General features: G+C 49.4%; 29 protein-coding genes and 1 other RNA gene. 15 read left to right on the forward strand and 15 right to left on the reverse strand.

The annotated features are described in order from the left end of the window. Positions 1-593: transposase (locus METTU_RS13160; RefSeq protein WP_006892198.1), on the forward strand; the 593-nt coding region annotated here is incomplete at its 5' end. A gap of 302 nt (positions 594-895) precedes the next feature. On the opposite strand, the gene METTU_RS13165 is transcribed toward METTU_RS13160, so the two are convergent. From METTU_RS13165 to METTU_RS13200, 8 genes are all read right to left on the reverse strand, one after another. Then, complete coding sequence (locus tag METTU_RS13165; RefSeq protein ID WP_217182900.1) at positions 896-1,138, reverse strand: DUF2442 domain-containing protein; 243 nt, start codon at positions 1,136-1,138, stop codon at positions 896-898. A 101-nt stretch (positions 1,139-1,239) separates the two neighbouring features. Then, a complete protein-coding gene (locus tag METTU_RS13170; RefSeq protein WP_006892200.1) occupies positions 1,240-1,530 on the reverse strand; it encodes a type II toxin-antitoxin system RelE/ParE family toxin in 291 nt (96 codons plus the stop codon). Beyond that, the gene (locus METTU_RS13175) at positions 1,527-1,751 is read right to left on the reverse strand and encodes an addiction module protein (protein ID WP_006892201.1); all 225 of its coding nucleotides are present in this window, start codon (positions 1,749-1,751) and stop codon (positions 1,527-1,529) included. Before METTU_RS13175 ends, METTU_RS13170 begins: the two co-directional genes overlap by 4 nt. A 34-nt stretch (positions 1,752-1,785) precedes the next feature. Continuing rightward, positions 1,786-2,160 (reverse strand): type II toxin-antitoxin system VapC family toxin, encoded by a 375-nt coding sequence (locus tag METTU_RS13180; RefSeq protein ID WP_006892202.1) that lies wholly within the window; start codon positions 2,158-2,160, stop codon positions 1,786-1,788. Between the two features lie 12 nt (positions 2,161-2,172). Then, positions 2,173-2,406, reverse strand: a complete 234-nt coding sequence (locus tag METTU_RS13185; protein WP_006892203.1) for a hypothetical protein — start codon at positions 2,404-2,406, stop codon at positions 2,173-2,175. A gap of 128 nt (positions 2,407-2,534) precedes the next feature. Beyond that, entirely contained in the window at positions 2,535-2,759 is a 225-nt protein-coding gene (locus METTU_RS13190) for a hypothetical protein (protein WP_006892204.1), read from the reverse strand. A gap of 73 nt (positions 2,760-2,832) precedes the next feature. Next, on the reverse strand, positions 2,833-3,243 hold the full coding sequence (locus METTU_RS13195) for a hypothetical protein (RefSeq protein ID WP_006892205.1): 411 nt from the start codon (positions 3,241-3,243) through the stop codon (positions 2,833-2,835). 54 nt (positions 3,244-3,297) lie between these two features. Continuing rightward, complete coding sequence (locus METTU_RS13200; RefSeq protein ID WP_006892206.1) at positions 3,298-4,779, reverse strand: RimK family ATP-grasp domain-containing protein; 1,482 nt, start codon at positions 4,777-4,779, stop codon at positions 3,298-3,300. A gap of 141 nt (positions 4,780-4,920) precedes the next feature. Between METTU_RS13200 and METTU_RS13205 the strand changes: the two genes are divergently transcribed. From METTU_RS13205 to METTU_RS13245, 10 genes are all read left to right on the forward strand, one after another. Then, entirely contained in the window at positions 4,921-6,018 is a 1,098-nt protein-coding gene (locus tag METTU_RS13205; RefSeq protein WP_006892207.1) for a DUF2817 domain-containing protein, read from the forward strand. Continuing rightward, complete coding sequence (locus METTU_RS13210) at positions 6,015-7,115, forward strand: GNAT family N-acetyltransferase/peptidase C39 family protein (RefSeq protein ID WP_006892208.1); 1,101 nt, start codon at positions 6,015-6,017, stop codon at positions 7,113-7,115. Before METTU_RS13205 ends, METTU_RS13210 begins: the two co-directional genes overlap by 4 nt. Before the next feature lie 192 nt (positions 7,116-7,307). Continuing rightward, positions 7,308-7,404: signal recognition particle sRNA small type (gene ffs, locus METTU_RS22525), an RNA gene on the forward strand. Between the two features lie 36 nt (positions 7,405-7,440). Beyond that, positions 7,441-9,063 carry a DNA polymerase III subunit gamma/tau gene (gene dnaX, locus METTU_RS13215; protein WP_006892209.1) on the forward strand — a complete coding sequence of 541 codons (1,623 nt, stop codon included), beginning with the start codon at positions 7,441-7,443 and terminating at the stop codon, positions 9,061-9,063. Between the two features lie 19 nt (positions 9,064-9,082). Beyond that, a complete protein-coding gene (locus METTU_RS13220) occupies positions 9,083-9,406 on the forward strand; it encodes a YbaB/EbfC family nucleoid-associated protein (RefSeq protein ID WP_006892210.1) in 324 nt (107 codons plus the stop codon). Position 9,407: 1 nt separating this feature from the next. After that, on the forward strand, positions 9,408-10,004 hold the full coding sequence (gene recR / locus METTU_RS13225) for a recombination mediator RecR (RefSeq protein WP_040580752.1): 597 nt from the start codon (positions 9,408-9,410) through the stop codon (positions 10,002-10,004). Positions 10,005-11,041: 1,037 nt separating this feature from the next. After that, complete coding sequence (locus tag METTU_RS21815; protein ID WP_006892212.1) at positions 11,042-11,581, forward strand: winged helix-turn-helix domain-containing protein; 540 nt, start codon at positions 11,042-11,044, stop codon at positions 11,579-11,581. 276 nt (positions 11,582-11,857) lie between these two features. Further along, positions 11,858-13,999 (forward strand): hypothetical protein, encoded by a 2,142-nt coding sequence (locus tag METTU_RS13235; RefSeq protein WP_006892213.1) that lies wholly within the window; start codon positions 11,858-11,860, stop codon positions 13,997-13,999. Positions 14,000-14,344: 345 nt separating this feature from the next. Continuing rightward, on the forward strand, positions 14,345-14,683 hold the full coding sequence (locus METTU_RS13240) for a histidine triad nucleotide-binding protein (protein ID WP_006892214.1): 339 nt from the start codon (positions 14,345-14,347) through the stop codon (positions 14,681-14,683). Positions 14,684-14,728: 45 nt separating this feature from the next. Then, on the forward strand, positions 14,729-15,187 hold the full coding sequence (locus tag METTU_RS13245) for a cupin domain-containing protein (protein ID WP_006892215.1): 459 nt from the start codon (positions 14,729-14,731) through the stop codon (positions 15,185-15,187). A gap of 78 nt (positions 15,188-15,265) precedes the next feature. Here the strand turns inward: METTU_RS13245 and METTU_RS13250 are convergent, their stop codons facing one another. Beyond that, positions 15,266-15,883 carry an exosortase system-associated protein, TIGR04073 family gene (locus METTU_RS13250; protein ID WP_006892216.1) on the reverse strand — a complete coding sequence of 206 codons (618 nt, stop codon included), beginning with the start codon at positions 15,881-15,883 and terminating at the stop codon, positions 15,266-15,268. Positions 15,884-15,936: 53 nt separating this feature from the next. Beyond that, a complete protein-coding gene (locus METTU_RS13255; protein WP_006892217.1) occupies positions 15,937-18,219 on the reverse strand; it encodes a Tex family protein in 2,283 nt (760 codons plus the stop codon). A gap of 289 nt (positions 18,220-18,508) precedes the next feature. Between METTU_RS13255 and METTU_RS13260 the strand changes: the two genes are divergently transcribed. The 4 genes from METTU_RS13260 to METTU_RS13275 all read left to right on the forward strand — a co-directional run bounded on the left by METTU_RS13260 (position 18,509) and on the right by METTU_RS13275 (position 21,345). Next, positions 18,509-18,751, forward strand: coding sequence for a hypothetical protein (locus METTU_RS13260; protein WP_006892177.1), 243 nt, complete (start codon positions 18,509-18,511; stop codon positions 18,749-18,751). Continuing rightward, the gene (locus METTU_RS13265; protein ID WP_006892176.1) at positions 18,738-18,962 is read left to right on the forward strand and encodes a PIN domain-containing protein; all 225 of its coding nucleotides are present in this window, start codon (positions 18,738-18,740) and stop codon (positions 18,960-18,962) included. Before METTU_RS13260 ends, METTU_RS13265 begins: the two co-directional genes overlap by 14 nt. A 231-nt stretch (positions 18,963-19,193) precedes the next feature. Further along, a complete protein-coding gene (locus tag METTU_RS13270) occupies positions 19,194-19,955 on the forward strand; it encodes a CBASS cGAMP-activated phospholipase (protein ID WP_006892175.1) in 762 nt (253 codons plus the stop codon). Positions 19,956-19,986: 31 nt separating this feature from the next. Beyond that, positions 19,987-21,345, forward strand: a complete 1,359-nt coding sequence (locus METTU_RS13275; RefSeq protein ID WP_006889238.1) for an IS1182 family transposase — start codon at positions 19,987-19,989, stop codon at positions 21,343-21,345. A 327-nt stretch (positions 21,346-21,672) separates the two neighbouring features. Here the strand turns inward: METTU_RS13275 and METTU_RS24510 are convergent, their stop codons facing one another. The 5 genes from METTU_RS24510 to METTU_RS13300 form a co-directional block, all read right to left on the reverse strand. Then, positions 21,673-22,272: an IS630 family transposase gene (locus METTU_RS24510; RefSeq protein WP_050897707.1), complete on the reverse strand. Its 600-nt coding sequence runs from the start codon at positions 22,270-22,272 to the stop codon at positions 21,673-21,675. Further along, positions 22,269-22,742 carry a helix-turn-helix domain-containing protein gene (locus METTU_RS24515; RefSeq protein ID WP_254257967.1) on the reverse strand — a complete coding sequence of 158 codons (474 nt, stop codon included), beginning with the start codon at positions 22,740-22,742 and terminating at the stop codon, positions 22,269-22,271. The genes METTU_RS24510 and METTU_RS24515 overlap by 4 nt, the downstream gene beginning before the upstream one ends. Positions 22,743-22,951: 209 nt before the next feature. Next, positions 22,952-23,260: a transposase gene (locus tag METTU_RS13290; RefSeq protein ID WP_040580756.1), complete on the reverse strand. Its 309-nt coding sequence runs from the start codon at positions 23,258-23,260 to the stop codon at positions 22,952-22,954. Between the two features lie 61 nt (positions 23,261-23,321). Continuing rightward, entirely contained in the window at positions 23,322-23,804 is a 483-nt protein-coding gene (locus METTU_RS13295; RefSeq protein WP_006892219.1) for a tyrosine-type recombinase/integrase, read from the reverse strand. A gap of 502 nt (positions 23,805-24,306) precedes the next feature. Then, positions 24,307-25,017, reverse strand: a complete 711-nt coding sequence (locus tag METTU_RS13300; RefSeq protein WP_006892220.1) for a hypothetical protein — start codon at positions 25,015-25,017, stop codon at positions 24,307-24,309. Between the last annotated feature and the right edge of the window lie 184 nt (positions 25,018-25,201).

Below are 25,201 nucleotides of genomic sequence, written 5' to 3' on the forward strand. Positions count from 1 at the left end.
GTTATTACGAAGGCAACCAGCTTAAAACCTGCGAAGACCAATACATCACGGTTTACGTCGCCATTCCCGACAAGTCGAAAGCCATCGCCGCAAAGGGCCGATTGACTCGGGAGCAGTTCAGCTATGACCCAGAACAGGATTGCTATCGTTGTCCGCAAGGAAACCCGTTGACCGCCAGCGGCAAAGCGCACCAGAAAAACGGCAAATGGTTCAAAGCCTATAAAAGCAAGGCGGCGGATTGTAGCCAGTGCCCGTTACGTGAGCAATGTTTGAGCGAAAAAGCCGCCATCAAACAAATCCAGCGCTGGGAGCACGAAGCCGTCATCGAACGCCACCAACAGCGGATGGGTCAAAAGCCGGGCATCATGAAAAAACGCGGCGCACTGGCGGAACATCCCTTCGGCGTTCTCAAGCATCGTGCCGGGATGAACCACTTTTTAATGCGCGGCTTGGCAAAGTGTTGCGGCGAATTTAGCCTGATGGTATTGGGCTACAACTTCACTCGCATATTGAATATTCTCGGTGCTGACGCGCTAAGGGATTATTGCGCCCGAAGACCGGAAAATAGGTTAAGAAACGTGGGATATGCGTAAAAGATAACGGATTTTGGCTTTTTTTGGGATAAAAATGAGCGACCATATGAGACAAAATCTGTTTTTTCAAAAAAATGCCACGCCTGACGACTTGAGAATCGCTTGGATTTTGAATATTTTCACAGTCTCTCAAGATTGGGAATTCAGTTACGGAAGCTCTAGCTTCCCGTTTCACGAAGCTGGAGCTTCGCCTTCTGGGTTCCCAATCTGGAGATTGGGAACCAGCTCTCGTCGATGTGCTGAACGCAATGAAACGCATCAATCGCGCAAGCTATGCGCTACTTTCGTTTGCACTTCCGGCCCTAATGAGCCGCAATTGATTCCATCGGAACAATTTCAGCAAGTAGCGTTTCAGGCGAAATATCCTGTTCATTGGGCCAAGTTACCGCCCCAAACAGAATGCCGACCTGATTGAAATAATGCACGTTCCGAAGTTCACGAAAAACACCGTGATCGAGGTAAGGCTTCAAGTCAAATACCCCCTTGCGTCCATCTTCGATCTCGACATAGATGCAAAAGTCCGGCAACGGCTTTACAGTTTTCACATCCCAATACATGGCGGCCTCACAGTGGAGCGATTTTGTAAGGATTCTCGCCACTGATCGCCAACGTGTAAAATAATTGACCGAAGTAACATCCTAAGAGCCTATTTTCTCGATTGCCAATAATTAGGCTGTTTTCTCAAGTGCATAATTGCAATTATTTCTACCTGAGCTGATCTTGGTCTAAAAATAATCGCATAAGGGAAATGCAATAGCCGACATTTTCTAACATCGTCATCTATCTTTCGGTATAACAATGGGTTCCGGCATGCGCGGTTAATCGCGTCTTCCGCAGCTTCTATAAAACGCTTTTCCAAACCCGCTTGTTGTTTTTTATAAAACAGAACAGTTTGCTCCAGTTCCTCTTGCGCTTGAGGATGTAGGAAAAACTTCATAAATAACGCTGTTTCAGCTCGGCCATAAATTGTTCGCCATCAATCAATAAAGAAGGATCGGCATCTATATCTTTACAACGTTTTTGTATTTCTTGCTGCCATTCTTCCGAAACAATAAAGTCTTCTTCATAATCCAAACTTTCCAGCAATATTTCGGCGATATAAGCTCTTGATGCTGGGGCAAGTTTTAATGCTTGCTCGGTAATTGTTTCTATATTCATAATTCCCCTCCAATTTTGATATGTAGCAACGCATCTACTGCCAATTACTCAGCAGCTGAATATATCCCATCGTTTCAGCTTTGCGGTAATATTTTTCATCCGCTGTTACAAACACGGCATTCAGATGAATAGCCAAGGCATGACAAAGCGTATCGAATAAATGATGAGAAAACTGCTGGGAGAGGCGAGCGGCCGTTTTTAAAATGTCTGCATCCTGCTGTACTTTTATTTCCATAGCAGTCAAATAATCAATGGCTGGCTCTGCGATTTCCGGACGAATGCGGGTAATGACGGCAACCACTTCCGGCAGCCAGTGTGCGGGTTGCACCAGCGTTACCTGACCGGATTGAACTTGCCTTAGCACAGAAACCGCCTGATCGGTGTTCTGTTCCTCTGCTGATGTCGGCATCAACCACTACAATCATCTGCGCAATTCTTCCCTTGCCTGTTCAATATCCGCCGCTGAAACGGGCGATTGCGTGGCTCTTAATTGCAGGATTTTATCAATCGCCAGCTGGCGACGTTGCTGTTGTTTTTTCTCTTCAATCGCCTGTTGCATCAATCGGGTTAAGATCGCGCTTTTGTTTTCCTTTTCAAACAGCTGGTTGAATTCCTGCCTGATGTCATCGGGTACGCTAAAGTTTACGGTAGCCATGATGTCGCTCGGTTGTTGAAATATTCAACAAGAGTATAACATTATTGAAATGGTACAAGACGCAACCCATCGGGCGTCAATAGCGTAGCGCATTGCTCCCCACAGTTCCGGATCAACCGCAGATTTAATTAACCGACTAACTCCAAATCAACCCAATCAATTTGTTTTTCTACAATCGTGCTTAACTCCAACAGCCCAAGCGAAGAGGTCATATTCAATTCCGATTCGACTTCTTTTAATTGCTCCAGCCGTTCTAACAGTTCAAACAAATCCGTCTGATTGGTGTTCTTAATTTTTCTGGTTTTCCTGATTTTCTTCATTTTTATATCAAAGCCACTTGGTATGGCTGTCATCACTTATTAAATACCGGTTGGTGTTGGATTCATCAATGCTATAAGGCGAAAAACGCGGGTTACAAGAAAAAAATCACGGCCTTTGCCCCGAAGCCTGATTTGTGTCTAACTCATTCGCAATATTTTTGATCTTCTCTTTTAGATCCGGCGATAACGAATTCAAGAAACTCTCGGGATCGGTTTGCGCTTTCAGCATTAGGTTTTGCATTTTTACCGGATCGCCAGCCGCTTGCCGTACCAAGATAGGCATAATATCTGCCGAAATATTATAGAGCTCTTGTTTATCATGAGCGTTACCGCCCATTGCCGCCAAGGCTTTTTGGTCGGAGTCCTTGCCCGCATCGGTTGCCGCAGCATCGCAGTTTTGATCCCTAAGACAGTCTTGCGTTTTCTGTAACGCCGAGCTGACAGCGTCATCCGCATAAATATCTTGGCCGGACATTCCTGCCGCAAGCACAAATACCCCTAATTTGATCTTGGACATTGTCGCCACTCACTTGAAGTTTAAGAAGGAATTTTTTCAAAGCTCCCGATTAGCCTACAACGTCAATATCCCTTTACTGCGATTTTCCATGCGCCGCAGCAGTTCGGTCATAATCAACCGGTACAGTTCGTCGCCCAGATATTTGTCCTCGACGCCGCTGTCGATATTCGGGTTGTCATTGACTTCTATCACATAGCCTTTGCCGTCTTTTTCCTTTACATCCACGCCGTATAAACCGTTACCTATGGGTAGGGTGGCTTTTAAGGCAACATCGAGCACGGCTTTGGGAACCTCAAACGTTGGTAAGGTATCAAAGTTACCGGCATCGGTTCGGCTGCTGCCATGGCGATATATCTGCCAGTGGTTTTTGACCATGTAATAGCGACACGCATATAAGGCCTTGTTATTAAAAATGCCGATGCGCCAGTCAAAATCGGTATAAAGAAATTCCTGCGCCAGCAACAGTGCTGATTTTTGAAACAGCTCCTCCACTTTGAGCTCCAGCTCTTTCCGGTCATTCACTTTAACGATGCCGCGAGAAAAAGAGCCATCCGGAATTTTTATAATCATCGGAAAGCCGGCTTCCGCTTCCACTCTGTCCAAGTGAGTGGCATTGCCTTTATGCAGCAGCCAAGTCTTTGGAGTAGGCACCTTATGCGTGCGAAACAGGTCGGCCAAATAGACTTTGTTGGTACAACGCAGCATCGAAGTCGGATCGTCGATAACCACCAGGCCTTCGGCCTCGGCCTTCTTGGCAAAACGGTAGGTGTGATGATCGATGCTGGTGGTTTCACGGATGAACAAGCCGTCAAATTCGGGCAGGCGCACATAATGTTGCTGGGTTATCAGTTCTATTTCAATACCCAGTTGTCTGCCGATTTTGATGAATTTTTTAAGAGCGCCCATGTTGCTGGGCGGTAATTGTTCTTCGGGGTTGACCAGTATCGCAAGATCGAAGCGCGCAGCTTTACGGGCGCGGCCTTTCCGCCAGACTTTGGTGCTGAATTTATCCAGCGCGTCGGCAAAAACGGTTTGCATCGCATCATCCAGATGCCGGTGCGACACGGCCTTTAAGCCGATGATTTCCCATTGCTGCTTACAACGTAACGTCACTTCCAGTATGGGGCAGGAAAAGCGTTCAAACAGCTGCCTGGTGAGTTCCTGAAAAGCCGGATCGGGCGTGGTGCCGAAGTAACTCATCAAGGTTATTTCTCTGTCCTTGTCGGTGCTTTTAAACGCGCGCTCCAGCGTCTGCGACAAGTCGTCAAGCTGTAGCCGGTACAGCGCCTTTTTGCCCAGATCGTTCAGTACTTTAACCGACGGAATAACGTGATGGCCTCGGGCCTCGGCCAGCAACGAGCAATAATAGCCGTCGGAAAGATAGCGGTAACTGCTGCAAAGATTGATGATGCGCACACGCTGCTGAGACTCGCCCTGTTCGGTCGCAAGGTATGTTTCAAAGGTGATGACTTGGTCGCTGGGATAATAGGGATTCCAATCGGAAAGATCATCAACAACCAGAAGGGTACGCGCCATAACAATAAGATCCTGTAGTAAGATAAGCCATAATTCTGGAACCAGTCAGTTGTTTGCACAAGGAGTTTTTATGGCTATTGATAAATATTTCTTGATTGACTTAACTGGGGCTATGCTTAAGAAAAACTTCAGGTAACCGTTATGTCCTATTGTCTTCCTCTTGCCGCTATCGATACCGCCGTTTTTCCCGGCAGCTATGCCGCCGGTCGGCAACGCTGGCTGGCCCAATCAAATAAACTACCCGGCCATACACGATGCCGACCTTATCCATGTACCGGCACCGGACCTGAAGGCGAACAGCTGGTGACCGACACGGTCTGGATCGGCACGGAAGACGCATCAAGAGTGTTGGTTTTGCTCGGCGGAACGCACGGTATTGAGGGCTTTGCCGGCAGCGCGATACAGATCGACCTTCTGGGTTTGCTTGCCGAAGGTCTGGTCGTTATTCCGGCAGATACGGCAATTTTGATGATTCATGCGCTGACTCCGTGGGGTTATGCCTGGCAACGGCGTTGCGATGCGGACGGCGTTGACCTTAACCGCAATATCGTCGATTTTTCGGGCCCCTTGCCTGAAAACAAAGACTATGACTTACTCAAAGATGCGTTTTATCTAGCGGATGCCGCGCAACGGAAAATCGCCCTTGCCGAATTTGAACAACTGCATGGCCGCGTGGCGCTGGAAAAGGCAGTCAGCGCCGGACAATACAGCGATCCATCCGGACCGTTTTACGGAGGAACAGCGCCCGCGCACGGCAGGCGGGTCTGCGAAGACCTGATGCGCCGCTATACCTTGCAACAGAGGGATTTGGCGGTCATCGATCTGCACACCGGGCTAGGCTCTTACGGCTATGGCGAAATCATTTGCGACCATCAGCCGGACAGCGCCGGAACGCGCGCCGCCCAAAACTGGTACGGCGATTCGGTGGCATTGCCGCTGCTGGGCACGTCCAGCTCGGTGCCGAAAACCGGGTTGCTGGATTATGCCTGGCACGCCATCATGAATGAACGCAGTTGTTACATCACCTTGGAATTCGGCACTTTCAGCACCGATCAACTGTTTGAAATCCTACTGCGCGACCACCAACTGTGGGCGCAATCCGATAACCAACAAGCGCGCCTGGAACACAGTAAAGTCATGCGCCGTCATTTTTGTCCCGACGATCAGGCCTGGCGGGAAATGGTGTTGTTCCGCGCCAGACAGGTCATTGCACAAGCCTTGCGGGGAGTATCGTCTTGAGTATTTTAATCCGCCCCGCCCTGTTAGCCGATCTCGATCAGCTGGTAGCGCTTGAAAAAACCTGCTTCGACACCGACCAGTTAAGTCGGCGCAGTTTCAAACACTGGATAACCACGGAACATCGCGCCTTGCTGGTCGCGGAGCAGGAAAAAGTAATTAGCGGTTATGTGCTTATTATTTACCACCCCGGCACCCGGCTGGCCCGAGTCTATTCATTGGCCGTTGCGCCTGCGCAAAGAGGCACGGGCGTCGCCAAATTGCTGATGACGGCAGGCGAACAGGCCGCCAATGACGCGGGAAGACTGTATCTGCGTCTTGAAGTCAGCGTCGATAACACTCCGGCGATCAAGCTTTACCAAACGCTGGGCTACCAGAAATTCGGCATCTACCGCGATTACTATGAAGATCACAAAGACGCGCTACGTTACCAGAAACGTATCCGCCGTTATCGCGATACCTTGCAGCACCGGTCGGTACACTGGTTAAGGCAAACCACGCCGTTTACCTGCGGCCCCGCATCGCTGATGATGGCGATGCACGGCTTAAACAGGGCTTATCAGCCTTCGCAGGAAGAAGAAATCAACCTGTGGCGCGAAGCCACAACCATCTTCATGACCTCGGGGCATGGCGGCTGCCACCCGATAGGTCTGGCGCTGGCGGCAAAACGTCGGCAATTTACCGTTGAAGTCTGGGTCAACCAGACCGGAGCGCTGTTTATCGACGGCGTGCGCAGTGAGGAAAAAAAACAGGTTGTGGAACTGGTCGACAACTGCTTCAAGCGCGAGGCGCAAGAGCAAGGCATCAAGATACATTACGCCAATATCAGCCAGAACGACCTGATCAGCGCGTTCAAGTCCGGGGCGATACCGTTGATCCTGATCAGCACCTTTCAAATGGATCGCAAAAAAGCCCCGCACTGGGTGGTGATGAGCGGCTTCGACGATGACTGCCTGTACATGCACGACCCCGATCCCGAAGAAGGACGGCAAAGCGAAATCGATTGCCAGTTTATTCCTATCGCCTGCGAGGACTTCGACCGGATGTCCAGTTTCGGCAAGAACCGGCTCAGGACGGCGGTGATTATTTGGCCTGGGTAAACCGTATCAGACAGATTGATAAATCACCACGAAGACACGAAGAACACGAAGTTTTACCTTTCATTTTCTTCGTGTCTTCGTGTCTTCGTGGTGAATTTTCAAAAAATATGCCATTTTCGGCTTGTGTTATTAAACCGATTCAACGATAATGGCCGTCCTTTAGCCAGTACGGCTAATGTTTAATGGTGATCGTGTCGGTCCTCCCGCAACGATACGCTGTAAACCCCGCCAGGCCCGGAAGGGAGCAACGGTAGCAGCAGATTCGTGTGCCGGGATGTGGCTGGCATGATCGCCACCCAACTCATACTTACCTTTCGAGCCTGCAATGAATTATCAGGTTCTCGCCAGAAAATGGCGTCCCCATAATTTCACAGAAGTTGTCGGACAAGAGCATGTCGTCAAATCGTTAATGAACGCTTTGCAACATGATCGACTTCATCACGCCTATTTATTTACCGGAACGCGCGGCGTAGGCAAAACCACCATTGCCCGAATTTTAGCCAAAGCCATCAATTGCGAAAATCTGCAGGATTTCAATCCTTGCGGCGTATGCAGCGTGTGCCGCGATCTGGATGAAGGACGGTTTCTGGATTTAATCGAGGTCGATGCGGCATCGCGCACCAAGGTTGAAGACACCCGCGATTTACTCGATAACGCGCAATACGCGCCCAATCACGGTCGCTATAAAGTCTACCTGATCGACGAAGTACACATGCTGTCCGGCCACAGTTTCAATGCCTTGTTGAAGACGCTGGAAGAGCCGCCCGCGCATGTAAAATTCCTGCTGGCCACCACCGATCCCCATAAAATCCCCGTCACCGTGCTGTCCCGCTGTTTGCAGTTTAATCTCAAGCGTTTGCTGCCCAGCCAGATTTTCACCCAGATGGAATTCATACTCCAGCAGGAACATATTGAAGCCGAGTCCGGCGCTTTAAAGTTATTATCGCGCGCCGCCGACGGCAGTATGCGCGACGGCTTAAGCCTGCTCGACCAAGCCATCGTTTACGGTAACGGCAAGGTCGGCACCGAAGATGTCAACGCAATGCTGGGCACCGTGGCGCAGCAACCGGTCGAGGCTATTTTAACGGCGCTGGCCGAGGGCGATGCGGCGGCGATACTCGATAAAATAAACGAGATAGCCAATTTAACGCCGGACTTTAGCGATGTGCTGCAACAAATTTTGCAAGTCCTGCATCGCATCGCATTGCTGCAACAAATACCTAACGCTATCGACCATGATTTTGATGTGGAGATGATTGCCGCATTGGCCGCCAAACTTACACCCGAAGATGTGCAGCTTTACTACCAGATAGGCTTGGTAGGACAACGCGACCTGGATTTAGCGCCCGATCCGCGTAGCGGTTTTGAAATGGTCATGCTGCGCATGCTGACTTTCAGACCGGTCGGCACAGCATCGGCTCCGGCTAAACCGGTTCAGGTTCGTCAACCTATTAACAAACCCCAGGCACAGCCTGCTTCTAATCAAGCGCAACCTGTTTACAATACAGCGGTGACCACGCAACCCGCTATCGTCGCCGAAACAACCGCTCAGGAAACCGTTACTCAAAAGCCCGATTCCAATTGGGCCGAAATGGTTGCCGCAATGAAAATTAACGGCTTAACCAGAGAGTTGGCCCATAATTGCGTACTGGAAAATATTGACGATAGCGTCTGCACCTTGATTCTGGATCCGGGCCACAAACAACTGCGCAGCAGCCGCACCGAAGACAATTTACAAAAAGCATTGCAGGCTTATCGAAAATCGCCTTTAAAGCTGGTCATCACCACCGAAAAAACCACAGTTGCCACACCCGCCGTGCAATTGACCAAGGCGCGCGAAGACAAACAGCAGGCGGCGGTTGACGCGATTAATTCAGACGAAAACGTTCAAGCTTTAAAAGAACACTTGGGGGCCAGAATCATGCCCGGTACTATAGAACCGATTTAACGAGACAGGAGAGAAGTAAATGAAAAACGCACTCGGCAACATCATGCAGCAAGCCCAAAAAATGCAGGAAGACTTAAAAAAAGCCCAGGAAGAGCTTAACGCCATGCAGGTCATGGGCGAGTCCGGCGGCGGTTTGGTCACCATCCTGATGACCGGCAAACGCGAAGCCAGAAAGGTAACCATCGATCCGTCCCTGCTGGGCGATGACAAGGACATGCTGGAAGACCTGGTTGCCGCGGCCATCAACGATGCCGTCAATAAAGTCGCAAAAATGAAAAAAGAAAAAATGGCGGATGTCACCGCAGGACTGCCCTTGCCTCCCGGATTCCAACTGCCTTTTTAATATGCACAAAAAAGGCTTATTGGGGCAGCTGATACAGAATTTATGCTGTTTGCCCGGCGTCGGCCCTAAAACCGCCCAGCGCATGGCGTTTCACCTGCTCCAGCGCGACCGCAACGGCGCCAATATGCTGGCCCAAACGCTGCTGCAAGCCATTGAAAAAATGCGCCATTGCAGCCAATGCCGCACCTTGACCGAAGGCGAGCTGTGTGAAATCTGCGCCGACAAGTCAAGAGACGATACCCTCATCTGCATCGTGGAAAGCCCTTCCGACGTCTGGATTGTCGATCAGGCAACGATGTTCAAAGGCCGCTATTTTGTGCTGCACGGGCGATTATCGCCGCTGGACGGCATAGGACCCGATGAACTCGGCCTGGATCTGCTTGAACAACAGCTGGCAACCGGCCATATCAAGGAACTGATCCTGGCGACCAACTCCACGGTTGAAGGCGAGGCGACCGCCTACTTCATCAGCGAACTGGCCAGGAAACACCAGGTACCGGCCAGTAGAATCGCCCATGGCGTACCCATGGGCGGCGAGCTGGAGTTTACCGACAGCGGTACGTTATCGCATGCGTTTAATGGCCGCGTAGGCATGTAAAGGTCAGCCCTACAATTTGCCCCTGTCATCATTAAAACTCAACAAGTCGTCAATCAAGGTTAAGATCCGATACTTGAAACCGACCCGCTCAATAAGGATTTGGTCAGTAATAACGTCCCGAAACCTGAACTTATCATTCCCACGCGGAGCGCTCGCCGTTATACACAAGTATTTTTAAAGCTCGTCATCCCGGCGGGTATGACGAGTTACTTAGGATTTGGTTGAAAATAACTTCCCGAAACCACTATTTTCGATCGTCGAGCCGTTCGTGCTGAGCTTGTCGAAGCATGATCGGCTTGACGCGGTAGGCCGAAATTTTCCCGTTCACCCTTCGACAAGCTCAGGGCGAACGGGAAAATTTCACTCAATCCATATCGGGAAGTTATTACTGACCATATCCTAAGCTACTTGTGCATAAAAATGAACGCGGTGCGTGGGAACGATCAGCGGAAGTTATTTTTAGCGAAATCCCAAGCTGCAAAATTGCACATCAACAATCCCATTGCGATATGCAAGCCTCCGCTCCTTTGCTTATAAGTTACGTTTATGGTGCGCCTGCTAACCATGAACATCACTTAATTTTATAAACTCCCTAAAGTTTTCAGCGTTTCTGCCGATTGCAATCTTCGGTTGGCGGCAGACAATAATTCCAGGTCCGCACCCTACTAACTTGTAAATTCGCCGCAGCACAACGCAGAGCTGACGGCTTAACCCCGATCATAGAAACGGGTGCAAGTTGCTTCGACAGGCTCAATACAAAGACCGTGTTGCCTCGCAAATGCTCTCGCCCCAGCGGGGTCCGGCACTTCGAGCTACAGGCAAAAATAATCAGGACCTGAAAGCAAGGTGGGCGACGAAAACATGCCGTCCCATTAATTATTGATTCCCGCACATAAGCGATGACTGAACTCTATCAGTCCTTTCATCGGACGGAAATTACCGACAGCATCAAACTGGTTCCAACACAGGGGAGTCACAATGTTTTGCTTTATTCTTCGCGCCGATCAAGCGACCGACACCATTGAGGCCGTCTCGCTATGATCCTCATCGCCATCCTTGATCACAATGCTTATCTGCTCAAAAACATCCCTCCCAACCTGCAACTGACAGACTTTACCGCTACAACAGCGCTCGACGGTAAAAACCTAAGCGCTTGGCTGGTAACGCACGGGGTCGATATGTTGGCACTGCCCTTGCCGAATGAACATGAACGTCCGGCCACCTCCCCCATCAGAGCGAAACCCGAAAGGCTTAACGGCAATGCACAAGCGCGCTGGCGGCTTAATTTATCGCAGCTGGAATTGATTCCCCCCGACGGCAGGCCGATCCCGCTATCGCACAACGAAGGCTGCGTCCTGGGAGCCGCCGCCAACGCGAACGGAAATCTGGTCAGTCGCAAGAGGCTCATCGAAGCCTTGGGCCAGGATTTCTGGCACTACGACGAACGCCGACTCGAATCGCTGATTAGCCGTCTGCGCCGAAAGCTGGCTGCTTATGCGCCTGAGGATTTTTCGATTCGGGGCGTGAAGGGGCAAGGTTATTTGTTTGGGGTTACGTTACGGATCGTGGAAATTTAAAACACTCAGGGATGGTCAGCATTTGTCAGCAATAGGCCGCATAAATCGAATACCCTATCATTGCAGCTAATTTAAGAAGGGGCGGGTAAGTGATTATCCGATCTTGCACTAGCATGTTGGCGTGACTTTTCAAGACCTGAGCCTCGCCTTTTCTATCCGTTAATGCACGGGTGACGGGCCAGAAACCAGTCGGAAGAATCAACGAGCATATCGCCTCCGCCCCGCACAACCGAGGTTCGCCTCATTTTGAGTAGAAACATTCCAGAAGGAGTAGAAATGTCCCAGAACAATACCCCCACAACAGCGAGCAATCCGCAATTAGTCATATTGTTTGTCAACAATACCGGCCTCCCGGACGAGCAGGTGTTCATCACCTTTCAAGATCCCAGCCAGAGTTTGATTGCGACTTACGGAAGCGGAACGTCCATCGGGCGAGTCAACACCGGAGACATGATGACGCAATCCCTCAATCTGACGACGATCGGCGCGGGCGGGTTAAGCATCGCCAATGCCGAGGGGCCGGTCGTGTTCGTTTCCTACGCGGCTACCGAGACGTACAATGGTTTCGTGATGAGCGGGGATCTTTCGGGGAATGCGCAGCCGAGTTACATTGGCAGCGGCGGCGCGAATTACCTGAAAGCCTACCAGCCGTTCGAAATCGACTACGTCGCAGGAGCCACCAACGGACAGGGCAATCTCACCAACATCAACTATTTCGCCGCCCCGATCTGCATTCAAAGCTACAACGGCGGCAGTTCGGGAACCTTGCTCCAGACACGCGGCTATTACAAAGGGACGGCCGCGGGCACGAAGCGGCTCGCGAGTGAATTCCAAACTTTGACGACAGGCAGCGCCTTGGCCACGCCGATCTTCAGCGGAAATATTTTGCGCTATATCGGGCCCTCCTCCTACGGCGCGGGTTCCAATCCGTATCCCACGTTCGATGCCTATCTCAAGTCGCTGTTTACTGCGAACCAGAGCACAACCATACAGAATAGCAATGCCTTCAACACACAGCAGAATCCTGCGGCCGGGAATATAAACTACAATTACGCGTTCGATTTCATCGCCACCGTGGCCGCTGACAACACCATCACGCTCTCGGGAACGATCACGACCACGCTCATTCCATTTGGCGGGTCGGCCACTCCGGGGACGACTTACACCGGAGCCGTGATGACGATCTCGCCGACGATCGGAACCCAAACTTCCGATTCGATTTTCAACAATACCATCTACGGGCAAGCGGACCCGCTGGGATCCGGCAACGGTTCCACCACCTTCAACAGTGTGTGGGCGCAGCTCGCCACGGACATGACGGCGGCAGGCCTGTTCGTCGACTCCACGACCGGAGGCGGCCCCGGCACCGCCTACGGCATCACGCAGAGCTTGGCGATCGGCGAAATCACCACCGGATTATTGGGCGGCTTCCCAGGCAGCGGCGTCACCTACAAAGGAGGCATCGGAACCTACGCCTCCTACAACGGGAAACTCTACAAGGATGTGCCGAGCGTGGCTTGGTGGAATTCAAGCATCATTCCTTCCCCTTCCGTATTGCAGCCGTCGCATCCGTTTTATAACGCGTATGCGCAGCAGATCTTCGATGCCACAAGCAATCAGGTTTATTCCATCCCGTTCAGCGACCGCTTTGGCAATGGCCCGCTGATGCAGACCCAGCTTTACAACGATAAGGTGGTCGACACCTGGGTGGTGACGCTGGGCGCACCGATCTTCATGAGTTCAAAAAAGGGTCTGTATGCTACAAGTGGAAATGGCATAAATAGCACTATATACACCCTGGATAATGTTACTGGGAGTGTATCTCCTTTGCTAACTGTCAATTTCGATTTGGTAGATATAGCAGCCTACGGGGAAACGCTATACGCTATAACTTCAGATCAATTTCTGACAATTGACCTGAAAAAGGGTACGTGTGATGTCGTGGGCAGCCTCGGAATTGAGGACAAAGGCGCCAAACTGGCAGTCGCGTCTAATGGAACGATATACTGCATTGCCACTCCATCCGGCTGTGGAACGGGTCTTTATACGATCAATCGGTCAACGGGTGCCGGCACGTTAATTGGTGTTTTGGGAGCCAATCCCGCTGGCGGTGCTAATATTCCAAGCTTCGGCATGGCATTCGACGCCAACGATAATTTATTCGGCGCGCTGACATCTTATAACGCCAATAGTGGTCAACCGTCTGTTTCACTGATGACCGTTAATCCCAGCACAGGCCAGGCGCAACCCCTTAACTCCAACATTGGATTTAATTCACTTACCGGAATGGCGTTTTATGATAATAGCCTCTATGGTGTAACTGCCGACGGTAAATTAATATCGATTAATGTTGCTTCAGGCGCAGGCTCATTAATCGGCAATGACAATATTGATTTTCGTGGCATGACTGCGTATTAAAACCCAAAAAAAAGTGGGGGCGAGTGGATTTCTGCAGTCGCCCCCCTTTCAAGCGGGACTGGATTTGTACCCCTAACGCAAAGACCGGGGTGCAGTTCTTGTAAAACCACACCTTCCCCACCACCCTGCTACAATTCTTAGCCATGTCACCTCGTGCGGCGACTGGCGAGAACACATCAGTCGGCCTTGCAATACAAATATTCTCGGGGACTGAGCAAGATTATCGCTTATCAGAGCAGTATAATCCTTGTGCCGCTTCATCAAGTACTTTGAGGGAGAAGGAGCGTATATCTTAAAACTAATAATACCGGCCTTCCGGTCGCTCATACAAAAAAGGTAAGAATAATGACTGATTGTTTATTTTGCAAAATGGTTGCCGGTGCTATCAAGCCGGATGTGGTTTTTGAAGATGAAAATATTCTGGCGTTCAGGGACATTAATCCCCAGGCTCCGGTACATATCCTGATTATCCCCAAACGCCACATTGCAACCTTGAATGACCTGGACGATGCCGCGCTGGCAGGCACGATATTACAGACGGCGACAAAGCTGGCTGAACAAGAAGGCATAGCTGAACCGGGCTACAGAACTGTGTTTAACTGCAACAGGAAAGGCGGTCAGGAAGTTTACCACCTGCACCTGCATCTGCTGGGCGGCCGACAAATGATTTGGCCTCCGGGTTAAGGGATCGATAGTATTGATCTATCGGATTTTGATAAGGTTTTGCAAATGAACGTCAAAACACAGTTTATATTCTTCGTAACGCTCTGCTGGCCGCTTGCAGTATCCGCCCTGAATGAAAACACGGCCCTGAAGGTTACCCCGTTGCTCAAGACGACCACCAGTTGGGATGGAAAGCCCATCGTCTATCCCAAAGGGCAAAGCGAAGTCACTGCCCTGATCGTTGAAATTGCGCCGGAGGGCGAGACCGGATGGCACGAACACCCGGTGCCATCGCTTGGCTACATCATGGAAGGTGAGCTTGAATTAAGGCTTGCCACAGGCGACGTTAAAATCCTCCATCCGGGCGACGTTTTGCCCGAGTCTGTCGGCGTACTCCACAATGGCCGCAACCTGGGTGAAGAGCCGGTCAAAATCCTGGTATTTTACCTGGGTGAAGTGGGCAGCAAACTTAGCGTTGCGCACCCGGAATTTGCTCCCCCGCCATTGCCTGATTCGGAAAAGTAATGCCATGAAGAATGACCGCACATAAAAAAGCCCGGCAGGTTTGCACCTCCGGGCTTTTGCGCTTTAAACAGCAGCGCGTTATTTCTTCATTTCTTTTTTGAATATTGCATCCAATTTCTGGTTGGTTTCCTGATTGTACTGCTTTGAATTATCAATCGCCTCTGGTCTGGGCGCTACTACAGCAGGCGCGGCAACCGCAGGTTTCGGGCTGGCCGCCTGAACTGCCGTGGGTTCTTCCTCGGATTGATCCAAACGAAATACCGGCCCGTAAGTGGTGTCCACATCAAAATTATCCCAAATATACAAAGGCTGAGCGATGGGCTTGGTAGGAAGCGGTATGGTAAGCAAATCGGCAAGTCCCACCCCTATGCGTCCAGCCATGTTAACCACACCTTTAAATGCTCCCCCGACAGCGCCATAAAAAACGTTGCTTTTATTGGTCGTGTTAATGATGTTTTTGGGAATTTCCAGTACGCTGGTGGTCAGATTGGCAAAAGCGTTCAGCGCCTTATTGCCAACCTTGCTGCCATAGCTGTTGCCAAAGCTCTGGTGTTGGTATCCCCCCCCTTGAGTAGAGGGTGTATAAGTCGTATTGCCATAACCCTGTTGCTGCATATCAGCCAGCGCCATAGGCGCATATGCCGTAAACAGGCCGGTGAATAAAAGAAAAACAAAAAAACGACTCAACTTACGCATATCAAATCCTGTTTGGTGTGTTAATACTGAAAGTCAGTATAGCAGAGCTAAAATTATTTACTGATCCGCGCCTTGGCAAAGGCGCTAGCCATTGAGCCCTGCACCGGAGCCTGCTGTTTAGGCTTGTGCGCCGCCTGCTTTTGATTGTTTCGTTCGGGTCTGGCCTCGCTCGCTTCTGGATTTGTTTTCATGGATAACGAAATGCGTTTGCGTTCGACATCGACCTCCAGCACTTTCACTTTGACCATATCGCCGGTTTTAACGGCATCCCTGGGGTCTTTGACAAAAGTATCCGATAAATGAGAGATATGCACCAGACCGTCCTGGTGTACGCCGATGTCGACAAACGCGCCGAAGTTGGCGACGTTGGTGACCACGCCGTCCAGCCTCATGCCGACTTCAAGGTCGGTGATTTTCTCGATGCCCGCCTTGAATTCCACGCTTTTGAATTCCGGTCTCGGATCGCGTCCGGGCTTTTCCAGTTCCTGCAAGATGTCGGTCACGGTCGGCAAGCCGAAGTGTTCATTGGTGTAATTGGCGGGATTCAAGCCGCGTAAAAACTGGCTCTGGCCGATCAGGTCGCGGATGGATTTTCCGGTTTCGGCAATAATGGCTTCAACAACGGGGTAGGCTTCAGGATGGACCGAAGAGGCATCCAGCGGATTGTCGCCGTTCATTATACGAAGGAATCCGGCCGCTTGTTCGTAAGCCTTGTCGCCCAACCTGGGCACTTTTTTCAATTGCTTGCGATTGGCAAACGGGCCGTTTTCGTTGCGGAAAGCCACGATGTTTTCGCTGATGCTGGCCGACAAGCCCGATACCTGTTTAAGCAGGGATACCGATGCGGTATTCACGTCAACGCCGACCGCATTTACGCAATCCTCGACCACGGTATCGAGTCCTTTGGCTAGCTGAACCTGATTGATGTCATGCTGGTACTGGCCCACGCCGATCGATTTAGGGTCGATTTTGACCAGTTCCGCCAATGGGTCCTGCAAGCGTCTGGCGATGGAAACCGCGCCGCGCAAAGACACGTCCAGTTCGGGAAATTCCTTGGCCGCCAGTTCGGACGCCGAATAAACCGACGCGCCCGCTTCCGACACGGTAATCTTGGTAAACTTCAGTTCGCTGTGCCGTTTCATCACATCGGCCACCAGCTGGTCGGTTTCCCGAGAACCCGTGCCGTTGCCAATGCTGACCAAATCGACCTTGTGCTTTTGGATCAGTTTAGCCAACGTGTCTATCGACCCATCCCAATCCTTGCGCGGCGGGTGCGGGTAAATGGTGTCCGTGCCCAGCACTTTTCCGGTAGGATCGACGATCGCAACCTTGACGCCGGTGCGGATGCCGGGATCCAGGCCCATCGTCGCTTTAGGACCGGCCGGTGCGGCCAGCAGCAAGTCCCTTAAATTGCTGGCGAACACCCGGATGGCTTCCAGCTCGGCGGCTTCGCGCAGCCTGAGTTTCAAATCCAGATCGATACGAGTGTACAGCTTGATTTTCCAGGCGAAACGGGCCGTTTCCGCCAGCCACGCATCGGCGGGTTTTGAGCTGTCGGTGATATTAAGGCGCCGGGCGACAAACTGGGCGCAAAGGTCGTGTTCCGCTTTATCGTCAGCGCCGGGTTTAAGCGTTAGATTCAACAAATCCTCATTGCGCCCCCTAAATAAGGCCAAAGCCCGGTGCGAAGGGATTTTGTTGACGGCTTCTTCGTAATCGAAATAATCCTTAAATTTTTCAGCGGCCTGTTCTTTGCCGGTCGCAACGGTGGCGTGCAGAATGCCTTTTTGCCAGATGCGTTCGCGCAGTTCGCTCAACAGTTCGGCGTCTTCGGAAATGCGCTCCATGATGATTTGCCGTGCGCCATCCAAAGCGGCAGAGGTATCCGGTACGCCTTTTTCCGCATCGATATAACCGGCGGCGATTTGCTCGGGAATCAGACTGCGATCATCCAATAACGCATCGGCAAGCGGCTCAAGTCCGGCTTCACGAGCAATCTGCGCTTTAGTGCGACGTTTGGGTTTGTAGGGTAAATACAAATCTTCCAACAGCGTTTTAGTGTCGGCATCGTTAATGGCTTTTTCCAGTTCCGGCGTCAGCTTGCCTTGAGAACCGATACTGTCCAGAATGGTTTTACGCCGCGCGTTAAGTTCGCGCAAATAGCCCAAACGCTCTTCCAGCATCCTTAATTGCGTATCGTCCAGACCGCCGGTCACTTCCTTGCGGTAGCGGGAAATAAACGGGACGGTTGCGCCCTCGTCCAGCAAATTGACAGCGGCGCTGACTTGTTTGACGTTAACGGCTAATTCTTCGGCAATGCGTTGGATTACATCCATTTTTCGAGTTCTTGTGCAGTTTAAGATGGGCGCATTGTAGCAGCAAGGCATGGCTTAGATAAAAATAAGCGCATCATTTCGAAATGACTCTAACTGATGATTCGTTTTTGAATTATGATTTTAGAAAGTTTTAAGCGGCAGTCATAACTAATCAAGTTATTAAAAATCGCTGACTTACAACTCGGCAATTATGCCGAACGGCTAAAAAAGACCTGCGCGAATTTGAAGAAAATTTTACTTTTCCCAGTGATGAAGCATAAGCTACAAACTTTAAAAGGGGATATAAACCATGGCAATCATAGAATTAGACGATGAAACGGCTGTCCTACTTAATGAATTGGCAGAGCATGAGCATATTAGCCCGGCGCAATTATTAAAAAACCTGGCGCTAGTCTATCGCAGCACACAACAAGCCCATCATGCCGAGCAGCCTGAATTACTGACCGACTTTGCCGGGATACTAAAAAACTCCCCCTCATTCAGCGGCAATCCATTAGAGATTCAACAGGCAATGCGTGATGAATGGTCTTAGCTATTTGCTTGATACCCTCATCGGCTTGCTTAAAGGCAATGACGAAGCTATCTCTATTTTAAGCGGCATCAATCTGCCTGCGTGCGGGTTTAGTGCCATCACTCGGATGGAATTGTTGAGCTATCCCGATTTGACTATAGATGAAGAGCAGGCCATCAACCGTCTATTGGATCGGATGACGCATTTAGCTCGTAGGATGGTTTCGCGATAGCAAACCGTCACAACACGCACACAACGCCGACATCAGCCTACCGAAGTTGCGGCGGATTGCCTTACGGCTAATCCACCCTACAGTTCTACAGTTCTAACCCGACCGACGAAACTGCGTGGGAATGCAGTTAAAAGCATGCTACGCCGCGAGTAAAAACATAAACGCACAAATAGGCTTGAATTATTAACTTTAAGTCACCATACCTAGACGTTAGTAATAATGGAGGGATTTGTGAGTCGATTTCAAATTTTGTCGTTAAGCGGTGGTGGTATTCGTGGATTATTTACTGCTGAGGTTTTAGCTGAACTGGAAAACAAAAGAGGAGTAAATATATCTGAACACTTTGATATGATTTGTGGAACTTCAATTGGCGGCATTATCGCGCTTGGGTTGGCAAGTGGAATGAGACCAAGTGAACTGGCAACAATACTTAGAGAAAAAGGAGCAAAAATATTTCCAAAACAATATTGGGGCTTAAAACATGTTAAGTCTCTCTTTACATCGTCCTATGATTCAGAGCCTCTTAAAACATTACTTCAAGAAATCTTTCAAGATAAAAAAATAAAGGATTTAAAAACAAGAGTGCTTATTCCGGCAGTTAATTACACGACTGGACAGCCTAAGGTATTTAAAACGCCTCATCTTGAGAAATATGTTAATGATCTAAATTTATCTTTGGTTGATGTTGCATTAGCCACTTCAGCCGCACCTACTTATTTCCCAATTCATGTAATAGACAGCCAGCGATTTGTTGACGGCGGACTAATTGGTAACTCCCCCGCATATTTTGGTGTTCATGAAGCCTGTTATTTTCTCGATAAAAATCCTGAAGATATTTTTTTACTTGGAATAGGAACAATGGGGCAAAATAAAACAGCAAATCATCGAAAAAAATTAGAACAAGGTATATTCCAATGGGCTCGTCCTGTTGTTGAATTAACGTTATCTTCTAGGAGACTGTCGGATTTAGCAGTGCAAAAAGTGTTAAAATAACCCTATCGAAACACCAAATCAAAAAACAAAAATGGCTACCCAATTCATCCTGATTGATCGCGATACCCCCTACATTCTGCCCCCGTGTGTTCAGGATTATTTGCCTGAAGATCATATGGCCCGTTTTGTTGTCGAGATTGTCGATCAACTGGATTTACGGACGCTATCAGCCGTCTATGCGGGCAAAGGAAAGCGCCCCTATCATCCGGCGATGCTGTTGGCGTTGCTGTTCTACGGTTACGCGACCGGCGTATTTTCCAGTCGCAAACTGGAGAAAGCCACTCATGACTCGATGGCCTTTAAATACATCTGCGCCAACGAAAACCCAGATCACGACACCATCAACAGCTTTCGCAAGCGCTTTGGCAAAGAGATCGAAAGCCTATTTGTCGAGATATTGGTACTTGCACAAACCTTGGGGCTGCTTAAGCTGGGTACGGTGAGCCTGGACGGCACCAAGATTAAAGCCAATGCCAGCAAGCATAAAGCCTTGAGCTGGGATTACGCCAATCAACTGGAAGCCCAGTTCAAACAGGAAGTTGAAACCTTGATGAAACTGGCTGAAGCCGCCGACAATTCCCCGCTTCCAGAAGACATGGATGTACCCAAGGAACTCAAACGCCGCCAAGACCGTTTAGCAGTGATTGCCAAAGCCAAACAGGAAATCCAGGCCCGTGCCAAGGCGCGTTACGCGCAAGAAAAGGCCGAGTATGACGAAAAGCAGGCTAAGCGTGAACAACACCTGAGTGAAACCGGCAAGAAAATGGGCGGCAAAGCCCCCCAAGCGCCTACCGATGCGCCTCAAGGTAAAGATCAAGTCAGCCTGACCGATGAAGAGTCCCGCATCATGCCGACCCCTAATGGTTTTGAACAAGCCTATAACGCCCAAGCCAGTGTTGATATTGCCACCCACCTGATCGTTGCTCATCACATCACCCAACACACCAACGACAAACAAGAAATCGAACCGGCCTTAGCCAAACTGGAACAGCTCCCGGAATGCTTGGGGAGTGTTGACAACCTGTTGGCCGACACCGGCTACTTCAGCCAAGCCAATGTAAAGGCGTGTGCTGATGCAAAGATAAAACCGTACATCGCCCAAAAGCGGCAAAGCCATAACCAAGCCCTTGACGCCCGGTTTCAGCATCAGCCGGAAATAGGCGAAAGCACCTTACCGCCGGTTGAGGCCATGACCCATCGCTTAACAACCAAAGCGGGCAAAGCACTCTACGGCAAGCGAAAATCTACTGTCGAAACCGTGTTTGGCATCATTAAACACGTCCAGGGATTCAGGCAATTCCAGCTTCGAGGCCTGGAATCCGTCCAAAGTGAATGGAATTTAGTCTGTATAGGCTGGAATTTAAAAAGAATGCATGTATTAAGAGGGTGAGAGAGGAAAAAGAGCATTGAGCTGCCCATAAAACAGAACTATGGGCATTAAAAATCCCAATAAACCACTTTTTTAAATTTTAATCGTGATTAAGTGGGGAGGCTCGCTCTATTAATCCGACAGCCTCCTAGTGAGTCATTACATAACGTATGGGTTAAGCACATTTTAAAAAATCGATTTTTATTTATTGATGTCCTATTAACTAATGATCAAGCTAATTATATTGCCCTAGATAATGCTAGCAAAGCTGCACTAGAAACACTTACAGGACATGGAAAAGCTGCCGCAAATGTGTATTCAAATAATGAAATGCTAAGTCGTAAGTAGTTACGCAAAAGTTATTTGGAATTTTTTACCGATGTCACTCAGGATTTCCAACACCCACTTTTTCAAGTGTCCGTAACTTTGATAGGCATCAAGCGGCAACCATTCGTACTTAACTTTACGCCAGAGTATTTCGATCAGGTTCAGCTCCGGGCTGTAAGGCGGAAGAAAATGTAAGCACACACCACGTTGTTGCCAGCCCGCCAGCTTTTCTTTGAATACGCCGCTACGATGAATGGAAGCATTATCCAACACCACACAGCACGGCACTTTAGTTTCTTCGTACTTGCCTGCATACGTTTCGACAAACGCATCAAAGGCATTGACAACCGTATCCGTTGTCACCGATTGTTCGGAGCTGTGGAAAAACAGATCATTGCTGCGACTCAAAAAACCTAACACATTCATGCGCTTGCTACGATAGCAGGGTATTTGTCGGGTCTCGCCAATCCGTTGCCATCCATAGGGTACACAGGGTGTCGTGCTAAATCCGGATTCGTCAAAGTAGTAAAGCTTCAATTCCCCATCATCCTCTTGCTGTTTCAAGGCCTTCAGATATGCCTTATCACGTTGGAAATCTGCTTCATTACGCTTTCCCTTCACTGATTGCCGACAACGTTTCCAGGCATAGGCACTTTTTTTAAAATTCGTTTAAAGGTGTCAAGGCTGGCTTCCTTGCCCGTCTCCTCCAGCAATCGTGCTGCGGCGGCCTTGGGCTGGTGTGGGTTTTTGTCAATATAGCCCAGAAAAACGGCTTGTTCCTCAACCGTGAAGCGCACAGGCCTACCGCTTCGTGGACAATCGTAAAGCCCTATTAATCCCTCTGTTTCCCATTTGTCTAACCATGAGCTGACAGTCTCATGCTGGGACTCAAACAATTCGCTCAGCCGTGCAATTACATACCTTCTATTATTCAATAAGATAGCATGTGCCCGTTGTCTAACCCGGAATAATGAGTGGTTACGATAGGCTTCGGTTAACGTTACTTCCTCTTCCGGGGTCAGTTTGGCGATGAATTTCAGGTGGACTCCTAATTTTTGTCTGTTATTGCAATCGTTTCCAGTTTGACACAATAAATTTACTTCCTAATAACTTTCGCATTACTACTTATTCTCCTCAAATAACTGAATTGCTTTAACTTCAAGCTGTTTTTGCAGAACTTTTTTATCAGTATCTTCAGGCGTTTTAGCCCACGCATAAAAGGCGCTGGTACTGACCAGCATGACTTTGCACAGCACGGTAACGGGAAAAGTCTTCTGTTGCTCTCTAATAAATCCGTATTTTATTGGAGTTCTTGCGCAAAGAAGACTGCGGCCTTTTTTAATATTTCGCGCTCCATCCGCAATTGTTCAACTTCTTTACGTAAGCTCATTAATTCCGACTGATCAGTTAAGTTCAAAATATTCTTCTTAGTTGGAGATACCGTTGGCCCTTTTTCGGCTCTTACCCAACGTCCAATAGCGCCCAGCGATACGCCTAAATTATCCGCTGCTTGCTTGTGCGTATAGCCTTTTTCGTTAACTAACTTTGCTGCATCTTGTTTAAATTCAAGAGTGTATTTGGGTCGTTTATGTTTATTTTGTTCGCTCATTTTTCACCTCTGTTGACATTATAAATCTGTCTTTAGAAGTGTCCGGTTTTATTAGACCATTTCAGATGCGCAGGGTCATACGCTGGCTGTCGATGTCACCGACCTTCAGCGACACCACCTCACTGGCACGTAACCCAGCGCCGTAAGCCACCGATAACGCCGTCTGGTGCTTGAGATTGTCAACGGCGGCGAGCAGCCTAGCCACCTCATCACGACTCAATACCACGGGCAGTTTGTGCGGCACATGCACGGCATGCATCTTAGTTAACAACTCGGGGCGATCTAGCGTCGTTTCAAAGAGAAACTTGAGCCCGGTGAGGGTCGCATTCAATGAAATCGGCGAAATACCGTGATCAACCAAGTGCAATTGATAACGGCGTAAATCTTCGACGCTGGCTGTATCAGGCGAACGTCCCAGGAAACCCGCGAATCGTTTCACAACACGGATATAACTGGCCTGGGTTTTGGGGGAAAGTTTGCGCATCCGCATGTCGTCGATCATCCGTTGGCGCAACGGGGTAATGGGTTTACTTGTCGAAGTCATGACACTGCTCCTATCTTGAAACAAGGCGGATTGCCTCATTCCTTAACATAGGAAACAGTCACACTCTTTCAACCACCCTCAGGCTTATGATCACAGCGACAATAGCGCGTAGCGGTTTAGTCCTCTGGCCGAACTGCGGCATTCGTGACAGGCAGGACTCGACCCACAACGGCCACTCGGCACTCAGATAATCATCTGTCCGCTTTCTGTTTCGTAGCGGACTGGCATACTGAAATACCAAGCGCCCTATAGCGCATTTCCATCAAACAGATACGGCACTGTTACAAGAAAAATCAGCAGGATAAAAAACGATTAAAAAAATTGAATGGCAGAAGGCCTTGCTCGCTCAAAGCCATCAGTTAATTCACTCATCCGCCGCACTACCACCGGCTATAAGCCGGCGATCTAAAGCTTATGACGGACAGTCATCAAACTGGATTTCCGCATTCGCGGGAATGACGACTTGTACAGTATTTCCTTAAAGAGTGGTTTTTACAGCCGGCTAATGGTGGTGACCTTCTGCTGCCATCACTTTCTTGACGAATGGATCGTTTTCCATATCGCCGAAATCGACGGCATCTATATGTCGGTAATTGGCAATTTCTTCAGTATCTACCGGCTTCCAAGGCGCATTTGACAACGTTGAAATTTCAACGAGACGCAGCTCGACACTGCCTGATTGGTCTTTTCTGATGATACTAGCAGGCAATTCTTCGTTAACTAGCCATAGTACCTCAATGGTTTGACCGTCCTTTTTCCCTTTGCGCAACTCGGCTCTACGGCCCAATATTTTCGTTTTCTTAATCAATTTAAGATCTTCAAGCTCTTGCTGGCTGAGCATGCTTGAGAGTTTGAACCAGTCAAAACTCATGTTATTGGTGGTCATGTCGGCAGGCATGTATTCGACGGCGGTTTTATCGGCATGATAAAGCTTACGGTATTGAATGCCGCCATCAGTTAATCGCTCCCAGATTTCGCCATGATCACCGTCAGCATCCCTGGTTTGGATCATGTTCGATTTGCGCCAGAAGAACCAGGCATTATTGTTTGAGGATGTCTTGGTTTTGCCTTGTGGCGTCACTTTTGTTTCATACCGGCAAGCAATTTCAGTCAGATGTTGATTGCCATTGCTTACGCTATCGGCAAGGCCTGATATAGAAAAACAGCAAATGCCAACACAGAATACAACTTTTAAGTAATCAGAGATTTTCATAAATTTATTTAGATCTGGATAAATAAGAAAAGGGATACAAATATCCCTTTTCATTCATGCTAACAGTTGCCTTATTACCCGGGGAGTCGCTATTTTTGCGAAAGCTTTTATGGGCATCCCTGCCCAACAAGCGGCAAAAGCTACGCGACCGCTAATGCCTGCGGCTGCCCCAGCCGTCCTGCTT

Origin of the sequence: Methylobacter tundripaludum SV96 (genome assembly GCF_000190755.2) — a bacterium.
Lineage (GTDB): Bacteria > Pseudomonadota > Gammaproteobacteria > Methylococcales > Methylomonadaceae > Methylobacter_A > Methylobacter_A tundripaludum.